Below are 22393 nucleotides of genomic sequence, written 5' to 3'. Positions count from 1 at the left end.
TCATATCGACCGAAGGGAAACTCCCTTCTTCTATCAATCCAAAACCATGAAAACATGAAAACTTTACTTTTATGGATGTTCGGATTATGCGCTATTAGTATCCATGCTCAAAGTGTGGAAGGCATTATCCGTACCCAAAATAATACCCCAATCGAAAACGTGGCTATTTTCAATAAAAATTCTGGGGCCCATAGCCATACGAATGCCGAAGGCGTATTTATCATAACCAACTCTTCGGAAAACGACACACTTTATATCTCGCATTTAGGATATGAAACGGTCATTCTTCCCCTTTCGGAAGAATCATTTGAATCAACGATAGAAATTACACTTGCTCCGGCGGAGTTAAGCTTAGAGCAAATCGTTATTACTCCTGAGGTGAACACCTTAAGTAAGATAACTGAAGTAGACATCAAGACAAACCCAGTGAAGTCCTCTCAAGAGATTCTTCGGAAAGTACCCGGGTTAATCATCGGTCAGCATGCAGGAGGTGGAAAAGCAGAGCAAATTTTTCTTCGCGGATTTGATATCGACCACGGAACTGATATCAATCTATCGGTCGATAATATGCCCGTAAATATGGTCTCGCATGCCCACGGACAAGGGTATAGCGACTTGCACTTTATCATTCCAGAAACCATTGAGAATATAGAATTTGGAAAAGGTCCTTATTATGCCGAACGTGGCGATTTTACCACTGCAGGATATGTCGCATTCAAGCGAAAGGAGCGCTTACGGAATAGCTCTATTTCAGTTGAATATGGCGATTTCGATTCCTTTCGAACTGTGGGGATGTTCAACCTTCTAGATAACGAAAACAGTAATGCATATGTAGCGGCTTCCCTGAATACCTTCGACGGTCCGTTTGAATCGCCGCAAAATTTCAATCGTGTTAATCTAATGGGGAAATATAATTTTGAATTGCCTGGTAATCAACAAATGAGTGTTACGGCAGGGCACTTTCAAAGCAAGTGGGATGCTTCTGGACAAATTCCACAGCGGGCCGTTGATACTGGATTTATTAGCCGTTTCGGCGCCATCGATGATACTGAGGGTGGTACTACCAGTAGAACGAATTTGGTCATCAACCACCGAAAAACACTTTCACCAGATAGCAAATTGGAAACAACCGCGTATTATTCGCATTATGACTTTGAGTTGTTTTCAAATTTCACCTTCTTTTTGGAAGACCCCATAAATGGCGATCAAATTGTACAACGGGAAGATCGAAACTTGTTTGGCTTCCGATCGGCTTATTCGAAAAAAACTACTGCAGATGCTTTCGATTTTGAGTATACCTCCGGGGGTGGCTTTCGGTATGACGATGCCAATGGTGTTGAATTATCACGTAGCAAAAATCGCGATGAAATCCTAGAGCGATTGGCGTTGGGGAACGTAGACCAGATCAATGCCTTTGGGTTTTTAAATACTGAATTCGACTTTGGGAATGTTAAGGTAAACCCAGGGCTACGCTTAGATTACTTTAAATTCGATTACGAAGACAAACTGCCAGAAGAATATGACAATCGGAGTGAAAGCAAGCTTTTTGCGAGTCCGAAGTTGAACGTTATCTATAGCCCAAATCGCGATTTACAACTATTCGCCAAAACAGGTATTGGCTTTCATAGCAACGATACTCGAGTAGTAGTAGCGAATGAAGGGGAGGATATTTTACCCGCGGCCTACGGAGCCGATGTAGGTGGTATTTATAAAATTACCGACCGATTGATTGCAAATACAGCCCTCTGGTATTTATTCCTAGAGCAAGAATTCGTGTATGTAGGCGATGCTGGCATAGTAGAGCCTAGCGGCAAGACACGTCGTTTAGGCGTTGATTTTGGATTGCGGTATGAAGCCTTTGATTGGCTGTATCTTTATAATGATCTTACCTACACGCATGCACGAAGTACCGAAGCTCCAGAAGGAGAGGATTATATTCCATTAGCGCCAGACTTCACCTCCACGGGAGGAGTAACATTGAACAACCTCTCCAATTTTTCTGGCGGAGTAAACTATCGTTACATCAAGGACCGACCTGCAAATGAGGATAATAGTATTGTGGCTGAGGGATATTTTGTTACCGATATGAATGTAAATTATACATGGGATAATGTAACCTTTGGGTTTATCATCGAAAACCTGTTCGATACGGAATGGAATGAAACTCAATTTGCAACGGAAAGTCAACTTTCATTTGAAGACGAACCTGTAGAAGAGATTCATTTTACACCAGGAACTCCATTTTTTATCCGAGGAAAGGTAACGATTAATTTCTAGATTTACGATGCCAGTTTGGGTTGAAAAAAGGCCTGAACTGGCATTAAAAATCTGTAAAGGATATCATTAAGCCGGATGCACAACGACCTGCCACATTTTGGCTCAGGTACATTAGTTAAAAGATAGCATAGGTTATTCGAATAATTGCTGCAGCACTTCAAGCGATTTGGGTTGCTTGAAGCCTTGAAGGTGTAATTGATAGTATTCCAACAGCATGATAAGCATATCCGTCCTTGTTTTCTTCGGAATAGAGATGGTATGAAGGTCATCGAACGATAATTGAAAAAGCTTTTTAAAGGCTTCCACCCGTTCTCCGGAATAGCAAGGTTGAAGACTGTCCTGCTCCTGAAAGCTTCCTTCTTCCAAATTGAAGAAAGGAGCTTCGATGTTTGAAGGATCTGGCGAGAACCCTAAATATTGTGACAACTTCAACAAGAAGAGATTGTGAAAGTTGGCAATTTTATTATGCTCATCTAACCATACCAAGGCATATTTCAAATATTGAAACAATGTTGGGTTCGGCATTTCCTCCTGTATGCTGTTTTTCAACACTTCAGAAAGAAACATGACTAAGGTCGATTTTATAATATCTGTATGCAGTGTTTTGTAAGGATATAGAACTTTCGCTTCGCGAATGTATTCCAAGCTGCCTTTGTTTTTATGTTGGGCAATTAGTTCGAGTTGGGTTAGCGGCTGAAAATAAGAGCTACGCAACTTTCCTTTCTTCGACTTTAGGATGCCACGAAGTAAATAGGTTTTAACACCATCGCTTTCAGTAAGGCAAGTGGTAATCAGGTCTGCCTCGCCATATTTCAGTTTGGATAAAACAATAGCCTGTGTCGTAACGATCATTATCGAACAATCATGATTTTAGCGACGGTGGTTTCGAATGCATCTTCAGAAGTAACCATCACCAAATAGACACCTGATCGCACCTTATACCGTCCAAATGCAGTAGTATCCCATAAAATACTACCTCCTTCACTGGTTTCCTCAAAAACCAAGTTTCCTTCTATGTCTGTAATTTTTACATTACTATTTGCCATAAGTCCATCGATGGTAACACTTCCTTCGTAATTAGGTCTTACAGGATTGGGAAAAGCATACACATTCTCTAGGTTTTCCCTTGGCGCTGTCGAGGTTCCATTATAGGCCACGAGGCCATTAATTGTGGCAAAATATACCGTACCGGTGAAATCATCGATGGCGATATCTTGAACGTTGTTAGAAGGAAGCGGGCTATTGTCTTCTGTAAACCGAAGTAAGGTTTCCTGTCCGTTGGAAGAAAGGTAGAAAACTCCTGAGGTAGCCGTTGAAATCCATTTATTGTTGGAGCCGTCTACTTCAATATCGGTAATCGACTGTTGAAATAACAATTCTTGGGCTACGTCGTCCTCCAAAATAATGATGGCCTGTGCTTCTACATCGGCATCCTCTTCAAAAAAGCCTCCTACATTGAATAAAACTCGTAAACCTTCCAATGTTCCAATCCAAAGTCGATTGTTATTATCGAAGGCTAGCGCACGTACATCAATACTTGGTAAATTCCCTTCCCCTTCCCCTTCTCCAATAGTATTTAGGCTGTTATTACTTGGATTGAAAGCAGATAAGCCTTTTGCATTAGTTCCTATAAAAACATAGCCTTCCCTACTTATGGCAACTTCTGTAAGCGCCTGATTATCGGTAGGGTTAATTTGCTCAATGTCGAAAATCTGAAACTGTCCTTCTGGCGACCTTCGTATAAGTGCTTCATTCGTTCGCGATTGAACCGTCCACAAATTTCCTTGATTGTCAAAAGCTAACCCGTACAATCGAATTCCGGCGTTATCATTTCCAACAAAAGCCTCTTCTAACGGACTATTTGTTTCATCAAATAGCGTAATTGGGGTTTGGTCCTCAATTTGAAGCAACCCGTATTGATAGGAGCTCATAAAGGTTTCGTTACTATTGCTCGGGTTAATAGCAATATTGACAATATCGGTAACGGGTTTATTCCCGACATTTTCGATTAAATCTTCATATGGTATATTGGTCCATTCCCCTTCCCTGAGATTACTTATTCCTCTTCTTGTTAAGGGAGTGGGATTAAAGCTTACGGTAACTTCACCATACGCAAGCCACAATTGTCCGGGAGAAGCATCTATTGTAAAGCCTCGGTTAAATAATGGGCCATTGGGTAGAATTTGTTCAGGTTGGTTACTTCCAAAGGGAATAATAAATAAGCCTAAGGTTTCAGTTCCTGTATAAAAAGAACCATCAAAGGCAATTCCCGACTGTAGTTGATAGTCAAATTCCGGGATATTAAAAACGGAAGCCTGAAGGGAAAAATCATCGGCGTAACTTCTAATATTGGTAGCGGTCGTAATTGTTAAAAGCGAATTGGTAGCCGTAAAATCCTGAATCGGGCTCCCTACATTACCTACTGTTGTAGCGCTCCCTTGCGAGGCTACCCTAATAACATCGCTGTTATTACGAGCGGCGTAGACTTGTGTTCCAACGGTCTGTATCCCCACAAACCCTCCACCAATAGGGTTTGTCCAGTTTTGGTAATCGATTAGATCCACATCTATCGTAGATGCCTGAAAAATTCCCTGCGATTTACTAGCAGCATAAATGAAGGGAGGGTTAATGGTTGATTGTGCGATTTCAATCTGAGTTCCAAGGGGTCCGATGAAAAAAGTATCCCCGAATTCCAACGTAGCTAGATTGTATTCAGAAATTCCATAATCTGTTGAAATATAGACGATGTCTTCGTTTTCATAGAAATGGTTGATCAACTTTTTATCGGGTGGAATGTTTTGTTTTTCTAAAATATCCACCACATTCAGGACATCTTCTTCTCCTTCAACAATTACCTGCATGAGGCCACTTTCATATCCTACCAATAAAAGATCGAAATTTGAACTGTAATAAATGGTCGAAATCGTTTCACCTGCGAGCCCTGTAACCGATGAAAAAGTTTCAATTTCTTGTGTGGAAAGGTCGTAACTGAAGATCGCATTCTCACTCGCGGCATATACTCTGTCGTCTCCCTGCGTTATACTTCTCACTGAATTGTACGAAAAATGACCTGTCCAACTATCTTCAAAGTTTTGTGAAGCAACTGAAAGCGACATGGCAAAAAGAAAGATTCCAAAGATGTATTTCATACAAATCGTACTTATTGAAAAATATAACCACACAAAGGTACATTTATTGCCGAAAGCCCATAAAAAAGACTGCTTCAGAAATGTGAAACAGTCTTTCATATAACTTTAAAAAATGACGTTTACACCACGCCTTGTGCTAGCATTGCGTCGGCTACTTTTACGAAGCCTGCAATGTTAGCTCCTTTTACGTAGTCTACATATCCATCGCCATCTTTTCCATATTTAACACATGCGGCATGGATATCATTCATAATACCGTGAAGCTTTTCGTCTACTTCTTTCGCGGTCCAGCTTAAACGAAGGGAGTTTTGCGACATCTCTAAACCAGAGGTTGCCACGCCACCTGCGTTGGAAGCTTTTCCTGGAGAGAAAAGAATTTTTGCTTTATGGAATACTTCAATCGCTTCTGGAGTACAGGGCATATTGGCACCTTCACCCACACACATACATCCATTGTCTACCAGTGTTTTTGCTTCCTCCCCATTCAACTCATTCTGAGTGGCACAAGGAAGTGCAATATCACATTTTTCGCCCCATGGACGATCGCCTTCATGATACTTCGCAGATGGGTACTTATCTACATATTCCTTAATACGGCCTCTCTTTTCATTCTTCAACTCCATGATAAAGGCCAATTTCTCTTGATTGATGCCTTCTTCGTCATATATATAACCAGAAGAGTCAGACATAGTAACCACTTTACCACCGAGCTCGGTAGCTTTTTCAGCGGCATATTGGGCGACGTTTCCAGAACCGGAAATAACAATCGTTTTTCCCTTGAAACTTTCACCTTGTGTTTCCAACATGTTTTTAGCAAAGTACACATTTCCGTAGCCTGTAGCTTCAGGACGGATCAAGGAGCCACCGTAAGAAAGTCCCTTTCCGGTAAGTACACCGGTAAATTCATTTCGCAGACGCTTGTACTGTCCGAACATATATCCGATTTCGCGTCCACCAACACCAATATCACCTGCAGGAACATCGGTATCAGGACCTATATGCTTAGCCAGTTCGGTCATAAAGCTTTGACAGAAACGCATGATTTCATTGTCGCTTTTTCCCTTTGGGTTGAAGTTAGAACCTCCTTTACCACCACCCATAGGAAGCGTTGTAAGGCTGTTTTTAAAAACTTGTTCAAACCCTAAAAATTTCAGGATGCTTAGGTTAACCGATGGGTGAAAACGCAATCCTCCTTTGTACGGCCCAATAGCAGAGTTAAACTCGACACGATATCCTTTATTCACTTGAATATTTCCTTCATCATCGGTCCATGGCACACGAAACAAGATCGTTCGTTCCGGTTCTACCATTCGCTCCAATAACATTTTGTTTTGGTAGCGTTCATTCTTTTCGATAAACGGGATAACGGTCTCGGCAACTTCGGTTACCGCCTGCATAAATTCAGGCTCGTTAGGATTATTTTTTTCTACTTCAGCAATAAAATCTTTAATACTTTGCTTCATCTGTTCAAAACTTTTGCGCCCCTGTTAAAGGGCTACGTAAAACTATGATTTAAAACGTATTATGTTTCTAAAATACTATGTAATTCAACGAATTTAGCAGCTTTCAAATACTTTTATGAAAACGTTTTCGTTACTAGGGTGCAAATATAATTGTTATAGGCTGATATGGACGTTAATTTTTTATAAATAAGCGAAATATGAAGCTAATATTTCCGCGTTTCATATGTTTTCATATATTTGCTTTGTCTCAAACTAAACCTGTTATACGATGAATACCAGATTATTGTTCATGGTATTTTGCCTCCTTTTGCTTTCTGGTAAAGACAGTTACGGTCAATTTGGATTCTCCCACGAGTTGGGTATAATCACTGGGCCCGTTGCCTTATATTCTGATTTTGGGCAGCGAAACGACTTCGATACTAATAAAGGAAATGTGGGCTTTGGGGTAGGAATTGTTCATTACCTAAACTTCTCCTATCGCGCCGATTGTAATTGCTACACTCGTGATACCTACTTTAACGACCACTTCAAGGTTCGAAATGAAATCGACTTCCATAAAACCAGTCTTGAACATTTTGGTGAATGGGTGGCGCCTGATAAAACCTCGTATTTTGCCGAACAGCTTCGAGCGATGAAAGGTTCTACTACCGTTTTCGATATTGGTTCGCAATTGGAATATTTCCCCTTGAGTATTCGTGACTTCGATGCAGGGTCCTACAAAATTGCACCCTTTGCAAGTTTTGGTATCCATTGGGTAAGCTATGACCCTGAAGTATACTCGGAATTGGGAAATCTTAATAGTCCTATTTCCACACCTCAAAAATACGAGAATGCCTTCCAACAGGAACCGGATTCAACGTGGTCGATCGTCATGAGCGTTGGTATTCGCTATAAACTAACACCTCTTAGCGATTTGATGTTGGACAGCCGCTGGCAATACTATTTTAGCGATTGGGTAGATGGTCTAAACCCTAGTTTGGACAATAATGGCGAAGTTCCTGTTCCTGAGAATAAAGCAAACGACTGGATGTACTGGTTAAATATCGGTTACATCTATTATCTAGATTAAAAACCAGATGAAAGCATTAAAAAAGGCGGGGATTTCCCGCCTTTTCTTTTTTTGACTGTTCACTAGCCAATGGCTTGCTTTAAATCCTCTATTAGGTCGTCGCCGTCCTCGATTCCGACACTCAATCGGATCAAACTATCAACAACGCCCGTTTTTTCACGTTCTTCCTTAGGAATACTAGCATGCGTCATACTTGCCGGATGACCCGCGAGGCTTTCAACACCTCCTAAGCTTTCCGCCAAAGTGAATACCTTCAATCGCTCGACAATGGCAATCGCATCCTTGTAGTTGTTTCCTTTTGTAGTAAAGGATACCATTCCACCGAAATCCTTCATCTGCTTCTTGGCAATATCATGGTTTGGATGTGAACTAAGGCCTGGCCAATAAACCTTTTCAATCTTAGGGTGATTGTTGAGGTACTCGGCAACCATTTTTCCGTTTTCGCAATGACGTTGCATACGAACATGCAATGTTTTCAGGCCACGAAGTACTAAAAAGCTATCCTGCGGACCGCAGACCGCTCCCGACGCATTTTGGATAAAAAGCAAACGTTCGGCAAGGCTTTTCTCTTTCACTACCAAAGAGCCCATTACCACATCGCTATGACCGCCCAAATATTTAGTGGCAGAGTGCATCACAATATCGGCACCCATATCTAAAGGCTGTTGTAGGTAGGGCGTCGCAAAAGTATTATCGACCGCCAATAGGACATCGTGTTTTTTGGCAATCTTGGCGCATGCCTCGATATCGATAATGTTCATCATCGGATTGGTGGGTGTTTCTACCCAGATGAGTTTGGTATTATCATTTACATACTCTTCAATATTTTCGGCATTTTCCATTCCGATGAAGTGAAACTTTATACCGAAATCCTTAAAGATGGTACTAAACAAACGGTAGGTACCTCCGTATAAATCGTTTGTTGAAACCACTTCATCCCCCGGTTTCAACAATTTCATCACAGCATCGATAGCCGCAAGTCCACTTCCGAAGGCAAGTCCGAATTCGCCGTTTTCAATACTGGCTAAGGCACGCTCCAAAGCGGCACGTGTTGGATTTCCGCTACGGGAATATTCGAATCCCTTATGTCCACCAGGAGTACTTTGGCTATAGGTGCTTGTTTGATAAATCGGTGGCATTACGCTACCATAGGCTGGGTCTATATCATGCTGACCACCATGTATTGCTTTTGTGTTGAATTTCATAGGAATTTGCAATTTTTTCGGCCTTTTACCATAATTTTTGGAACAGGCCGTTTCGATTCTTGTTACTTTTGAGCACAAAGGTAGCGGTTTCACTTCAGAAACCCCTAAAAACGATACGCATACCATGACGATGAATCTTCGTTTTGTTTTTCTTCTACTGCTCATAATTACAGCCTGTTCGGACGCACCTGAAATTAGCTTTCAAGAGGAGCAGTTCACGGAAAGCGAATTAGGTATCTGTACCGATGACCCTTGTTCTGAAATCACAATTAATGCTGTAAAAGCCGAAGGAAACACCGAACTAGATAAAGCCATCAACACGCGCATACAGGATTTTATTATCGCATCGTTGTTTTTGGGTGAAGAAAGCAATCCACGCGCCACTACCATTGAAAAGGCAGCCGAAGAATTTGTTTTAGCATATCGCGATCATAAGCATGACTATCCCGATATTACAGCTGAATATGTTGCTGAAATTTCAGTGGAACCTTTAGTGCATACAGAAAATATGATTTGCTTAGAACTACAGCAATATAAATTCACGGGTGGCGCCCATGGATATGGCTCCGTACAATTTGCTAATTTCGATGTAGCAGAAGGCACTTTGCTTTCAAATGAAGCGCTGCTAGAAGATGAAGCTGGCTTCATTAGCGTAGCAGAAGAATACTTCAGAAAAGAAAAGGATATTCCTTCCGATGCAAGTATAAACAGCACTGGATTTTGGTTTGAAAACGACACCTTTCAATTACCACAAAGTATCGGTTTCACCAAAAATAATGTCATTTTGCATTATAACGCCTACGATATTGCCAGCTATGCCGAAGGTGCTATAGAAATACAGATTCCAATTTCAGAAGTGCAACCCTTTCTATCAATAATCCCTTAAATATTTCACCATGAAAAAAGTATATTATTTAAGCACGTGCGATACCTGCAAACGCATTATGAATGAGTTGGAACTAGGCGATGCCTTTATAAAACAGGATATCAAGGAGCAAGGTATTTCGGGTGAAGAATTAGAGGAATTGCAAAATTTATCAGGAAGCTATGAAGCCTTGTTTAGCAAAAGAGCGCGTTTATATCGTGAACGAAACTTGAAAGATCAGGAATTGTTGGAAGAGGATTTCAAGAATTTACTGATGGAACATTATACTTTTTTAAAGCGACCGGTTATTGTAAACAACGATGAAATCTTTATCGGAAATAGCAAAAAAACGGTCGAAGCCGCTAAAAAATCCTTAACGAACTAACTCATGGGGCAACGGGCATGGGCCTTACTCGCAGCATTTGCCGCTAGTGCTATTTACGGTGCCAATCATACCATCGCCAAAGGCCTGATGCCAGATGTCATCGGACCGTTTGGCTTTATTTTATTGCGGGTAGGAGGAGCCGCTATTTTGTTTTGGCTCATTTCGCTTTTCCTTCCTTCAGAAAAAGTTGACAAAAAGGATTGGCTTCGAATCGTAGCCTGTGCCATCTTCGGTATGGTATTGAACATGAATATGTTTTTTAAAGGCTTGCAGCTAAGTACTCCCATAAACAGTTCGGTTGTAATTACATTATCGCCCGTATTGCTTTTGGTACTTTCTGCTTTCTTTCTAAAAGAAAGAATTACGGTTCGCAAGGCCTTGGGAATAGCCATTGGTTTGGCAGGTGCCCTAGTTTTGATTCTCTTTGGAATACAGGAACAACCCAATGCACCGAACATTCCATTGGGAAATTTACTGTTTATCGTGAATGCGGCTTCTTATTCTATATACCTAATCATCGTGAAGCCTCTCGTCGCAAAATACAGTTCGATTACGTTGATGAAGTTTTTCTTTCTATTCGCTTTGCTGATCAATCTGCCCGTCGGATTTGCACAATTTTCTGAGGTGAATTGGGCATCGCTTTCCTATTCATCGGTGTGGCAGTTGGCCTTTGTAGTGATTGGAACCACCTTTTTGACCTATCTCTTCAATATTTATGCGTTAAAACAGCTTAGTCCGTCCACCATTGGAGCCTTTATCTATTTGCAGCCGGTGTTGGCCGCCTTCATCGCGATTTTGGCTGGCGCCGATAAACTGACGCCCTTACGCATCGTAGCGGCAGCCTTGATTTTCACTGGGGTTTTTCTTTCCACCCGGAAGCCTCGTGGAAAACGGATACAAAAAAACCCACAGTAAACACTGTGGGTTCTTCCTTTCATTTACATGATTTTTACCAAATACGTACGCGGTCTTCAGGAGCTACGTACATAGGATCGCCTTCTTTAATATCAAATGCTTCATAGAAGGCATCGATATTGACCAAAGGCTGCGTAGCACGGTAACGACCTGGCGAGTGTGGATCGGTTTTGATCTGTTCGCGAAGCGCTTCATCACGCTGCTTGGTTCTCCAAACGGTTGCCCAGCTCATAAAGAAACGCTGTTCTGGCGTTAATCCGTCGATTTCTCCAGGACGTCCATTTTCTTCATAGTAACGCTGCAGACCATCGTAGGCTCCTAATAAGCCGCCAAGGTCACCGATGTTTTCACCCAACGTAAATTTACCGTTGATGAATACGCTATCCAATACTTCAATATTGCTGTATTGTTCAGCTAATTTTTCACCACGCTTGGTAAATTCCTCCAAGTCTTTGTCGCTCCACCAGTTTACAAGGTTACCGTCAGAATCGAATCGAGAACCGCTATCATCGAAGGCATGAGAAATTTCATGGCCAATTACCGCTCCAATTCCACCGTAATTTACGGCTTCATCAGCTTTGTAATCGTAGAATGGTGGTTGAAGAATAGCCGCTGGGAATACGATTTCGTTATTGAACGGATTGAAATAAGCATTCACCGTTTGTGGCGACATGCCCCATTCGGTACGATCTACCGGCTCGTTGATTTTTGAAAGGTTATCCTTAAGCTGCCATTCGTTAACCGCCATCATGTTTTCATAATAGCTATTTCCCGACTTCACGCCTAATTCTGAAAAATCTTCCCATTTATCAGGATAGCCAATCTTAACCGTAAACTTATCCAGTTTTTGGATGGCTTTAGTCTTCGTGCTATCGCTCATCCATTCTAAGTTTTGGATACGCGTTTTATAGGCGTCAATAATATTAGCGATCATATTCTCCGCCTTTGCTTTTGCCTCGGGAGGAAACATTTCATCTACATACAACTGTCCAACGGCTTCACCAACACTACGGTTTACGGTTTGCAAGGCACGCTCATCGGCAGGTTTTTGCTTTTCAAGTCCATTAAGGTATTTACTGTAGAAATCCCAATTTGCTTTTTCGATTTCAGTAGAAAGCATTCCAGCTGCATCGTTCAAGGTCTGCCAACGCATTACGGTTTTCCAGGTTTCGATATCACCTTTGCTCATGATATCTTGTGCTTCCTTCATGTATTTTGGCTGCATGGCCATTACGGTATCCAATTCCTTTTCAACACCAAGGTCGTCGAAAGCCTTTTCCCAAGAAATAGCAGGCACCATTTTTTGGATCTCCTGCATAGAACGCGGATTGTTGAAGTTTCTGAAATCGCGACTGGCCACCTTGTCTAGTCGAGGCTCGGCCAATTTCGTTTCGAAGGCAAGGATGGTTTCAGCTTGCTGACGTGCTTCTTCTTCCGAATCGCCCAAAGACTGAAGCATTCGTGTAATGTGGTTTACGTACTCTTCGCGAATTTCGACTGATTTCGGATCCTCGTTCAAATAGTAATCACGATCTGGCAGTCCAAGTCCACCGGGTGTGATATACGCGACGTTCATCGCACTATTGTTCGGATTTGAAAAGGCTGCTATTCCGAAAAACGGCTGTGAAATTTCAACTGCATCTTCGGTCATTACTTTTTGGAAGTCTTCTACTGAAGAAATACTCTCAATTTTATCCAATGCTGGCTGAAGTGGCTTGATGCCCGCTTCATTCCGCGCAACGGTATCCAGTTCCGATTCGAAGATCATCAATGCTTTCGCCTGATCCGTATCGTCTGCATACTTTCCGCTTTCCTTAGCGGCATTCATGATGTTCAATACATCTTTTGCAGTAGTTTTCCGCAGCACGTTAAAGCCGCCCCAACGGGTTTCATCTTCAGGAATTTCAGTGTTCTTCATCCAATTTCCATTCACGTACGAATAGAAATCTTCACTTGGTGCAACTGTGGTGTCCATATTGGACAGAATAATACCGCGCTCCTCTTTCTCGGCCTTCGCCATGTCCTTGTCTTTGTCGCCACAACTGGAAACAGCAAAAACAAAGGCCCCAAAAGAAAATGCGGCTGTAATAAGTGTTCGTTTCATCGTTTTTAGTTTAGTATAATAGGTATTAATAAGTCTTTTTAAATTGAAAATGTTACATGTTAACCACCAGAATTATCCTGTATTTCCAATTGAAGGATTGAATCGCGCTTTCTGCGTTGTTTTTTAATCTCTTCCTGTTCACTTTCAACCCGTTGTAAATCTATAGCGTCCTTTTGAATTTTTTCGTTCAGTTGAGTGATTAAATGGCTGGCAGCATCGAACATCTCCTTTAATGCATTTTGTACCGCAGCGGAATCTGGCGGAATTCTATAGGCTTCCTGATACAACAATTTTGCACGTGTGAAGGTGACTCTAACGCGTGCTTCTACGGGCTTGGTAAATAAGGTATCGGGTATTTTCTTTTGAAGGGAATCGGTTCGCGTTAGCAAACGGTCGCTTTCTTCCCTTAGTTCGGCGAGGGTCGGATTTCGGAGTCGCTTTACTTCCGCTTCAAAATCTTCAAACGCTCCCCATTCGCTGGTTAACTCCTGAACGGAGGGTGAAACTTTTGGCAAGGAATACGCTTCGGTAGTAAAACTCATTTCCTGTGTTTCAATATCCGTAGCTTCCTGTGAGACCGTTTCATTCTGATCGTCACAAGAAACGAGTATTCCCAGGAATAAAAGTGAGACAATAAAGAGTATTTTCATGCTTGCGTCCTTGAACACTACAAATATAAGGCTTCTACTACAATGCTGAAGCAATATTGAAGGAGTGCATGATAGAATTAGTATCTTTATCGCCCTTTTACCAATGCTATGAAAAAAAGAATATTGATTATAGGTGCCAGCGGTCAAATAGGCACCGAATTGTGTAGTTATTTACGAGATAAATATGGTTCCCACAAAGTGATTGCAAGCGATATTCGTGAAGGCGACGATGACTTGATGGTAGCAGGACCTTTTGAAATCGTAGATGCCATGGATGCCGAGGCTATCGAAGACGTGGTTATTCGATACGAAATTACCGATGTCTATATGATGGCCGCCATGCTATCCGCTACCGGGGAGAAGTTCCCTATGAAAGCGTGGAATCTAAATATGACATCACTTTTCAATGTTCTGAAGCTAGCAAAAGAAGGAAAAATAGAAAAATTGTTTTGGCCCAGCAGCATCGCTGTATTTGGCCCTAGCACCCCAAAACATGATACGCCTCAACAAACCATCATGGAACCGACTACGGTATATGGTATAAGCAAACAAACTGGTGAGCGTTGGTGCGAATACTACCATCGCAAGTATGGCGTAGATGTTCGAAGTTTACGGTATCCTGGGTTGATTAGTTATAAAACGCCTCCAGGTGGTGGTACGACCGATTATGCCGTGGATATTTATCATAAGGCCTTAAAGCATGGTCGTTATGTATCATTTTTGAAAGAAGGCACAGCCTTACCCATGATGTTTATGGATGATGCTATTCGGGCGACGGTCGATTTAATGGACGCGCCAGCTGAAAAAATTAAAGTGCGCAGCGCCTATAACCTCAGTGCGATGAGCTTTGCTCCAGAGGAAATTGCAGAAAGCATCAAAGTGCATATTCCTGATTTTTCTATTGAATATGAACCCGATTTCCGACAGGAAATCGCGGATAGCTGGCCGAGTAGTATCGACGATTCTGAAGCACGAAACGATTGGGGATGGCAACATGAATATTCGTTGGCGGATATGACGGCTGAAATCATCAAAAACCTAAAGAAGCGAAACGATTAGTTCTGAAGGGTATCTTCTAACGGAAGCTGTTGCCCATCGGTTGAAAAGCCCCAACGGATACCGAAGAGGGTGATTAGATCATCTGTTTCACCAAAATTATTCCCGAAAGTTCCGGAAAGGTATAAAGCATCGGAGAGCCGATAGCCGATGTTACCTGCCGAGCGATACGTATCGCCATCGCCACTTCGACTGATGTATTCATACCCAAAAGTGAGTCGTTCGAATTCAAATTCGGCTTTAATGCCAAGATCGAAGGATTCGATCTCTTCATTATCGTTTAGCAATGGTGACATCAAGGTTTCATCATGAAGGTATCTCGCAAAGGCATAAATATTTAGGTAATTCTTGGAAGCGGAAGGATTTAAATAGGAGGAAAAGACTGCGGTAGTCCAAGCCCCAAAACGTGCAGTTTCACCATTGTTGAACGTATCGCCGGAAAACCGGTGGTTATAGCCAACAGCTGCATCTATGGCAAGCATGGGCTTTCGGTGTAGGACATCCAAAATAGTGATACTATCGCGTTCAAAATTTTGAAGTTTTTCCGTTTTATAGGCTGCAAATGCTTCATCGAAACCATCCTCTCCCGGTATCATTCCTGATTCCTGTTGAAAGGCAATGCGAAGGTTCGACACTATTTTTGTGTAGGCAACTGCTTCGTTATGGGCGGTCTGCAAATCTAGTACATCCGATTGACGTTTTAGTTCAAACAAAGTAACGCGTGCACCTAGGGCTACATTGGTAATGCTATCGTCCGTTTTATTGTAGGCTGCTGAAATGGTTACTTTATTCAGTTTTGAAAAAGGATTTTGTTCACCTTCAGCAGTGATACCGTAATAGCGAAGCGGATTTTTGTCTTTATCCTTGATAAACCAATACGGCGTAAAAGAGACGGCGATATCGTTAAAGAGCGACCCTTCAAAATTCTGTAGTATATGAAGGGCAAGTGCCTGACTTGAATTAGGTCTTGTAATTATAGACGGCGCTTCATCCAGCAAAACAAAAGCAGGCGATTCCGGCATTTCCAAGTCCTCCAACGAGAATTCGGTCTGAGCGGATGTAATAGTGAATATACTTAGGAAGATGACGATGAAATATCTCATATCAATTTGATTCGTTTGTCTAGATACACCATTTCAAAACCATCTTCAACTGACGTATTGTCGACTTTTGAAAATGCCCTTGCTCCATTGGGACCACCGGTAAGTGTGTAATACAATACCATATTTTCGAGAGCTGCCTCACGATTTGGCGGATCGATATTTTCAAAATTTAGGGTGATCTGAACGTAAAGTGTTTTTCCGACCAAGTCGACCGCCGTTGAAATGGGTGTAAGCGGAACATCGCCGTTGGCATCGTCGAGCGAGTCTACGACATGGTTCCAATCACTTCCCTTGATGATGTAGATAGTTGTGTGGGCGATGGCATCGATACCAACTTCCACTTGTACTTTTATCGGGTTAGAGGTCGTTCCGACCTCATAGGTTTGTATCGCCATACCCTTGAAGATTTTGGTTTGCTATGCTAAAGATAGAAAATGAAATTTAATTGAAGACGGGGTAAAGGACTGAAAATCTGAATATAGCACGGGCTTCTCGCCTGGCACGCTCACTTCGTGACCCTACCAGGACTCACCTCGACGGGCTCGGCACAGGCTTCTCGCCTGGCACGCTCACTTCGTGACCCTACCAGGACTCGAACCTGGATTTAAAGTTTAGGAAACTTTCGTTCTATCCCTTGAACTATAGGGCCAAAGTAGTTTGTAACTATTTTATTGAACCCTGCCTTCCGGCAAGCAGGTACGAGACCTAAAGGAAACTAAAATTACTTCTTTCGTTTTTTATCCCAATACACATAGGCCAAGAAAATAACTAGACTAATTCCAGAGCCCCACAGCAGACCGTTTTTTAGGCTATCGGTTGTTTCACCCAAAATCGCGATAAGGAATGTCAGGGGAGCAATCCCAACCAAGGTGGCGGCGATAAAACGCCAATAGCCCATCCCGAGAATACCAGCTACAAAACTAATGGCATCGTTCGAAAGAAATGGATTGATTCTAGTAATTACAATAGCCCAAAAGCCATAGTTTTCCAGAAAATCCTCAATTTTTGATTCTGTTTTCCGACCGATTACATTTTCTATTAGGGCTTCACCGAAATAATTACCTATGGCATACCCCACGGAAGAAGCTGCAAAAACAGCCACCAACACTAGTAAACTACCCCAGATAGGACCGTATGCTAGGATGGAAACCACCATCAACACGACGGTGGGGACAATGATTAGAAACATTTGGGCGACCATTGCTAGTACTAAAACGATAGGACCTAACCAACCAAATCCGCTTATCCATTCATTTACCCGTTGTTCGTCGCCACTGGTAAGCACTTGCCAGGCTTCATCGAAAAAATCGGATACCGATGGAAAGATAAAGTAACTCGCCACAAGTCCGATTATTAAGGCTCCTGACAAGTATAAGGGCAAGCGATTTTTATCGGATTTTTTGTTGTCTTGCTTACTCATCAACTGTAGGTTCTTTTAAACGCACTTTCAAAATATTGGGCGGACCATCGGAGCCTTCATTAGAGATATACATCGTGCCATCGGGTGAAAAGGTAAGTCCTTCCGGTTGTGAGAAATCTTCCCTACTCAGGTGATGAATTCTTTTAAATTCACCATCCTTGGTAAGCTCTATTAGTTTAGGGCTCCCTGTTTCTAAAAGGTACAGCTCTCTGGTTTCGGGATGAACGCCTATTTCCGAGGGCGTGAGATAATGTACATCATCAAGTAAGTCAATATCCTCAAAAATAGGGTCGTTGAAGTAGAGTTTTACAATCGGCACCGTATCCATTTTCTTGGTCGTAACATCGAATGCATAAATCCCTTTATATTCTTCTTGTTTTAGTAGACTTTTCCCTTTTGGAATTAGGAGAAGCCTATTGTTCTTATTATCTGCCGCGACGCTTTCGATATCGCTGTTTTTGAAAAAAGGAGTATCGTATTGTTTTACAGTAGGTTCCGCTTCTGTAAAATTGGTAATTTCATAGATATCGCCATCGCTTGTTGTTACGAAGACCGTATCACCGAATAACGTAAGTCCTTCATAATCGCCACTGCCCGCGAAGGATACTTCTTTTTCAATTTTGGAAGTTTCAATATTGTAGAAGAAAAGCACCCCTTCTTCATCTTGAATACAGATAATGACATTCTCCTTATACCAGGCAAGACCGGATACTTCGGCTAGGACAGATGGAAGCTCCCATTTTTGTTCTATGGAATAGGTTTGAAGTTTGGCGTCGTGTTCGTTCTTCGCCTTAAAGGAATAAAAGAACCAGACGGAAAGACCGACAATTGTTACCGTTAAGCCAGTAAGTATCAGAAATTTCTTCACATTAGTAGTTTTGAACATATTACTACTTTTTGATGGGAAGCGGTGTTAAGAATCTTCTAAATATGAAGACCTCTTGTGTTGGATAGCGCTGTCAGCACTTCGCCTTACGAATTAAGTACTCCATAAAGCACATTCATTGTCTCGCTGGACTTCCCGCATCTCGTGCGGCACAGACCCCGCCTTTGCGGGCGGGCAGGTTCTCGTCCAATTTTTTCTAAGAAAAAAAGCCTCTCACTTTCGTAAGAGGCTCTGTCGTCGCTTCGCTCCTCCAGCTGGACTCGAACCAGCGACACCCTGATTAACAGTCAGGTGCTCTAACCAACTGAGCTATGGAGGATTATGTCTTTTAAACAATGTTTTTCCGAAGAAAACACCCGCCAAAACAACCTAATGATTGCGTAGGCGGGTGCAAATATACCTAATTTTTGATTTCACCAAAACAAAAAACACACTTTTTGCGACCTTGATTCCAATTTAGTAAAAGGCGCGTTTTTCTCTAGTTTGAAACCAATAGCTTTTGAGTGCCTATGCGGCTTCCTTCAGCATCTAAAAAGGTTAGCAGATAAAGTCCTGCCGAAAGATTATTCGTTTCAAAGTAAGATGTATTTCCCTGCACTACCACATCTGCTTTTAGTATTTCATTTCCTAACAGTCCCGTCACACTTACTTCCTTTATCTTAAACGTATCATCATAAATAAAGACTCTTCCTGAGGTAGCTACCGGATTAGGGTATACGGTAACATCTGATGTATTATATCTCGGGGTGGACAACACCTCTTGCAATGCCTTAAAGGCATTCAACCGACCATTTCCATAGTAAATATCGAAGCCTGCTGTATCCTCGGAAGGATCTCCAGTTTCATCATCGGCTGTGTTATTGAGAGCATCACGAACTTGGGAAGGTGTTAAGGATGGATTCTGTGCCAATAGTAAAGATGCGACGCCGGCTGCGTGTGGAGCGGCTTGCGATGTTCCACCCCAATAAACATTATAATTTGAATTTGAAGTATGTGTAATATTGTAGGTATAGTTCCCTGGCGCTATTAAATCGATATGAGGCCCGTAGTTACTGCCACTGGTAGCACTCCAAAAGAAAGGCGAGGACCGATCGCCGTCAGGGTCGATAGCACCTACCGCTATTGTTTCTGGGTACGCGGCGGGATAGAACGGCGTGTCATTATCGAAATTCATCATACAGGCCGTTAAAACCACTCCATTGGAAGCTGCATACTGTATTGCCTCCTGTAAGGGTGTAAAGGCACCACCACCCCACGACATATTGATGATATCAGCACCATTATCGACAGCATAATAAATGGCATCTACTGCCCAGGCACCGCTCAAATATGCGTTGTCTGAATTCAGCATTTTAACGTTCATTACCTTACAGCTCCAGTTGATTCCAGCGTAAGCCGTTCCATTATCGCTATTGCTTGCCAGCAATCCAATAATGTTTGTGCCATGGCCTACATCATCCGTTCCATCATTGGTACCGTATGCAAAGTTCCATCCATTCACGTCATCTATATATCCGTTACCATCGGTATCGGTGCCGTCCATCACCTCATCTTCATTTGTCCAAAGTCTTCCGGCTAGCTCGGGGTGGTCGTATTTCACGCCAGAATCCAATACGGCGATTACCAAATCGCTACTACCTGTTTCGATATCCCACGCATTCTCCATATCGATGTCGACTCCTTCTTCTGCATCCGAAAGCGTGAACGTTCCATCGTTGTACATACCCCACTGTCGACCAAACAAAGCGTCGTTCGGGATCGTACTCATGGAAATTGGAACTTCAAATTTTTGTCCGCCACCTATTCCCACTACATTTTGTTCAACATATTCAAAGCGATCGGTATTTTTCATTTTATCGATAACGGTTGAAAGATCTTGCCCCTCCTTCAAGTAAAAAACATAGGTATCCTCATTTTTGCGATTACCTGTTAAACGTATCGATTCTGTTTCCACACCCTCCAGGATGGTTCGGAATTGGTTGGTTGAGAATTTGGCTTCAGGTGATAGCCCACGTTCATTAAATTCAGGCTTCAGCTTCACGAAAAAACTATTGGAAGAATAGGTGTATTCTTGTTGCGAAAGGCCTGTGACAGCAACAAATACAGTTAGAAAGAATAAAAGTAATCTCATAAAATGATTGATTTATTAGGTTATAAATTGAATAAAAATGGTCCAAAGCATTGAAAAGCAGTTTTAATGTAACTTCAAAAAGACCCTTTACTATCCATCATCGAGATACTTTCAAAATGTCATCAATAAAAAAAGCTTCAACTAAAATTGAAGCTTTTTTGTTTTAATGGTTATGGTTTTTTTAGCTAACAATACCAAGGTGACTTCGACCCTTCGACAAGCTCAGGGTGACAGAGAAGGATAGATTAACTCAGCAACTACACTTCAATGTTCTTATTCAAAAAGCCAGCGATAGATATCGTTTCCGTTGGCGAACAATACCAAGGCGATTAGCAAGAAGAAGCCGACCATTTGGGCATATTCCATAAATTTTTCACCGGGTTTACGACCTGAAACCATTTCATATAACAAGAACATTACATGACCGCCATCCAACGCAGGGATTGGCAATATATTCATAAAGGCCAAAATAATTGAAATAAGCGCCGTCGTTTCCCAGAAATTCAACCAGTTCCAAGTATCGGGGAATAGACTTCCTATTGCTCCAAAACCACCTACTTGCGTTGCGCCCTTAGTTGTAAAGACATATTTAAATTGGGCTACATAATCCTTGAGTACATTATACCCGTAAGAAATTCCACCTGTAATGCTTTCACCAAAAGAATAGCGCTTTTGTGTACCATCGCCTAGTTCACGAGCAAAGTTGTTTACGCCGATTATACCATCCTTGTTCGGACTAACACTTAGGGTATCCATCGTTCCGTCTCTTTCCACCACAAACGAATAGGTAGCTGTCGTATCCTGCGTTACAGTTCGCTTGAATTCATGCCAATATTGAATGGGTTTCCCATCGATAGAAACAATTTTATCGCCACTTCTGAAGCCTGCTTCGTAGGCTGGATAGTCGGGTACAACCGTATCCATTACCGCTACCCTAATAGGTTGAAACGGCTGGATAACATCGTTATCGAACATATAGCTTCCAATATCTTCTGGCATATCGATGGTTTCGGTAGAACCGTCGCTATGGTTCACCGTAATAGAGTTGACATCACGAAGAAATAAATGCTTGTTGATAAGCAATACGTTCGGAAATTCCTCACCATTTACGGCCGCTATCTGGTCGCCATCACGAAAGCCATATTCCTGAAATTCCTCTGCAACGGCAAACCCATTTGGCAAGTCTTCACTCGAAAAAACCGTATTTCCGTTATAATAGAAAATTCCGATGTAGATGATAATTCCAACGATAATATTCACCGTAACTCCACCGACCATGATAATCAACCGTTGCCAAGCCGGTTTGCTTCTAAACTCCCAAGGTTGTGGCGGTTTTGCCATCTGTTCCTTATCCATGCTCTCGTCGATCATTCCGGCAATCTTCACATAGCCACCCAAGGGCAACCAACCAATTCCATAAACGGTCTCCCCTATCTTCTTTTTGAAGAGGGCAAATTTCACATCAAAAAACAAAAAGAATTTTTCGACCCGCGTCTTGAATAATTTCGCAGGGATAAAATGCCCTAACTCGTGCAGTACGATCAGTAGGGACAAACTCAATAAAAGCTGTATGGCCTTAACGGCGAATGGACTCATAGTATATTCTGAAATTGAGGCACAAAAGTAACCTATTCCTCCCTCTAAAAAAAATAGGGTTATTGGGTTGCCATTTAAACCATCTGTTTTAACACCGAAGGCTTCCTATTTGGACTGGA

At 42.0% G+C, this 22393-nt stretch carries 18 protein-coding genes and 2 tRNA genes; 6 read left to right on the top strand and 14 right to left on the bottom strand.

The window, feature by feature from the left end:
* Positions 1 to 54: 54 nt before the first annotated feature.
* Positions 55 to 2277, top strand: coding sequence for a TonB-dependent receptor (locus tag I4Q58_RS07465; RefSeq protein ID WP_203295260.1), 2223 nt, complete (start codon positions 55 to 57; stop codon positions 2275 to 2277).
* A 132-nt stretch (positions 2278 to 2409) separates the two neighbouring features.
* Here I4Q58_RS07465 and recO read toward each other — a convergent pair whose 3' ends face one another.
* From recO to gdhA, 3 genes are all read right to left on the bottom strand, one after another.
* Positions 2410 to 3129, bottom strand: a complete 720-nt coding sequence (recO, locus tag I4Q58_RS07460; protein ID WP_203295259.1) for a DNA repair protein RecO — start codon at positions 3127 to 3129, stop codon at positions 2410 to 2412.
* A complete protein-coding gene (gene porZ / locus I4Q58_RS07455; RefSeq protein WP_203295258.1) occupies positions 3129 to 5426 on the bottom strand; it encodes a type IX secretion system anionic LPS delivery protein PorZ in 2298 nt (765 codons plus the stop codon). Before porZ ends, recO begins: the two co-directional genes overlap by 1 nt.
* 119 nt (positions 5427 to 5545) lie before the next feature.
* Positions 5546 to 6889, bottom strand: coding sequence for an NADP-specific glutamate dehydrogenase (gene gdhA, locus I4Q58_RS07450; protein ID WP_203295257.1), 1344 nt, complete (start codon positions 6887 to 6889; stop codon positions 5546 to 5548).
* Positions 6890 to 7157: 268 nt separating this feature from the next.
* On the opposite strand from gdhA, the gene I4Q58_RS07445 reads away from it, so the two are divergent.
* Positions 7158 to 7958, top strand: a complete 801-nt coding sequence (locus I4Q58_RS07445) for a THC0290_0291 family protein (RefSeq protein WP_236002856.1) — start codon at positions 7158 to 7160, stop codon at positions 7956 to 7958.
* Between the two features lie 62 nt (positions 7959 to 8020).
* Here I4Q58_RS07445 and I4Q58_RS07440 read toward each other — a convergent pair whose 3' ends face one another.
* Positions 8021 to 9163: a cystathionine gamma-synthase gene (locus I4Q58_RS07440; RefSeq protein ID WP_203295256.1), complete on the bottom strand. Its 1143-nt coding sequence runs from the start codon at positions 9161 to 9163 to the stop codon at positions 8021 to 8023.
* Between the two features lie 37 nt (positions 9164 to 9200).
* Here I4Q58_RS07440 and I4Q58_RS07435 point away from each other — a divergent pair, with 37 nt between their 5' ends.
* From I4Q58_RS07435 to I4Q58_RS07425, 3 genes are read left to right on the top strand one after another with little or no spacing between them, the layout of a single operon-like run.
* A complete protein-coding gene (locus tag I4Q58_RS07435; protein ID WP_203295255.1) occupies positions 9201 to 10049 on the top strand; it encodes a DUF3298 and DUF4163 domain-containing protein in 849 nt (282 codons plus the stop codon).
* A 10-nt stretch (positions 10050 to 10059) separates the two neighbouring features.
* Positions 10060 to 10413: an arsenate reductase family protein gene (locus I4Q58_RS07430; RefSeq protein ID WP_203295254.1), complete on the top strand. Its 354-nt coding sequence runs from the start codon at positions 10060 to 10062 to the stop codon at positions 10411 to 10413.
* Between the two features lie 3 nt (positions 10414 to 10416).
* Positions 10417 to 11328: a DMT family transporter gene (locus I4Q58_RS07425; RefSeq protein ID WP_203295253.1), complete on the top strand. Its 912-nt coding sequence runs from the start codon at positions 10417 to 10419 to the stop codon at positions 11326 to 11328.
* A gap of 34 nt (positions 11329 to 11362) precedes the next feature.
* On the opposite strand, the gene I4Q58_RS07420 is transcribed toward I4Q58_RS07425, so the two are convergent.
* Positions 11363 to 13432: a M13 family metallopeptidase gene (locus I4Q58_RS07420; RefSeq protein ID WP_203295252.1), complete on the bottom strand. Its 2070-nt coding sequence runs from the start codon at positions 13430 to 13432 to the stop codon at positions 11363 to 11365.
* A 59-nt stretch (positions 13433 to 13491) separates the two neighbouring features.
* A complete protein-coding gene (locus tag I4Q58_RS07415) occupies positions 13492 to 14082 on the bottom strand; it encodes a hypothetical protein (protein ID WP_203295251.1) in 591 nt (196 codons plus the stop codon).
* A gap of 108 nt (positions 14083 to 14190) precedes the next feature.
* Here I4Q58_RS07415 and I4Q58_RS07410 point away from each other — a divergent pair, with 108 nt between their 5' ends.
* Positions 14191 to 15141 (top strand): NAD-dependent epimerase/dehydratase family protein, encoded by a 951-nt coding sequence (locus tag I4Q58_RS07410; protein ID WP_203295250.1) that lies wholly within the window; start codon positions 14191 to 14193, stop codon positions 15139 to 15141.
* Here the strand turns inward: I4Q58_RS07410 and I4Q58_RS07405 are convergent.
* The 8 genes from I4Q58_RS07405 to rseP all read right to left on the bottom strand — a co-directional run bounded on the left by I4Q58_RS07405 (position 15138) and on the right by rseP (position 22274).
* Positions 15138 to 16241, bottom strand: a complete 1104-nt coding sequence (locus I4Q58_RS07405) for a hypothetical protein (RefSeq protein ID WP_203295249.1) — start codon at positions 16239 to 16241, stop codon at positions 15138 to 15140. The genes I4Q58_RS07410 and I4Q58_RS07405 overlap by 4 nt on opposite strands.
* Positions 16238 to 16636: a hypothetical protein gene (locus tag I4Q58_RS07400; RefSeq protein WP_203295248.1), complete on the bottom strand. Its 399-nt coding sequence runs from the start codon at positions 16634 to 16636 to the stop codon at positions 16238 to 16240. Before I4Q58_RS07400 ends, I4Q58_RS07405 begins: the two co-directional genes overlap by 4 nt.
* A 182-nt stretch (positions 16637 to 16818) precedes the next feature.
* Positions 16819 to 16890, bottom strand: a tRNA-Arg gene (locus tag I4Q58_RS07395).
* Between the two features lie 72 nt (positions 16891 to 16962).
* Positions 16963 to 17661 carry a TVP38/TMEM64 family protein gene (locus I4Q58_RS07390; protein ID WP_203295247.1) on the bottom strand — a complete coding sequence of 233 codons (699 nt, stop codon included), beginning with the start codon at positions 17659 to 17661 and terminating at the stop codon, positions 16963 to 16965.
* The gene (locus tag I4Q58_RS07385) at positions 17654 to 18547 is read right to left on the bottom strand and encodes an SdiA-regulated domain-containing protein (RefSeq protein WP_203295246.1); all 894 of its coding nucleotides are present in this window, start codon (positions 18545 to 18547) and stop codon (positions 17654 to 17656) included. Before I4Q58_RS07385 ends, I4Q58_RS07390 begins: the two co-directional genes overlap by 8 nt.
* Before the next feature lie 245 nt (positions 18548 to 18792).
* A tRNA-Asn gene (locus tag I4Q58_RS07380) sits at positions 18793 to 18866 on the bottom strand.
* Positions 18867 to 19025: 159 nt separating this feature from the next.
* Positions 19026 to 20678, bottom strand: coding sequence for a S8 family serine peptidase (locus I4Q58_RS07375; RefSeq protein ID WP_203295245.1), 1653 nt, complete (start codon positions 20676 to 20678; stop codon positions 19026 to 19028).
* 273 nt (positions 20679 to 20951) lie between these two features.
* Positions 20952 to 22274 carry an RIP metalloprotease RseP gene (gene rseP, locus I4Q58_RS07370; protein WP_203295244.1) on the bottom strand — a complete coding sequence of 441 codons (1323 nt, stop codon included), beginning with the start codon at positions 22272 to 22274 and terminating at the stop codon, positions 20952 to 20954.
* Positions 22275 to 22393: the final 119 nt, after the last annotated feature.

Origin of the sequence: Luteirhabdus pelagi (genome assembly GCF_016827595.1) — a bacterium.
In the GTDB taxonomy this organism is placed as follows: Bacteria; Bacteroidota; Bacteroidia; order Flavobacteriales; family Flavobacteriaceae; genus Luteirhabdus; species Luteirhabdus pelagi.
This window is presented reverse-complemented; position numbering and strand designations above follow the sequence as displayed.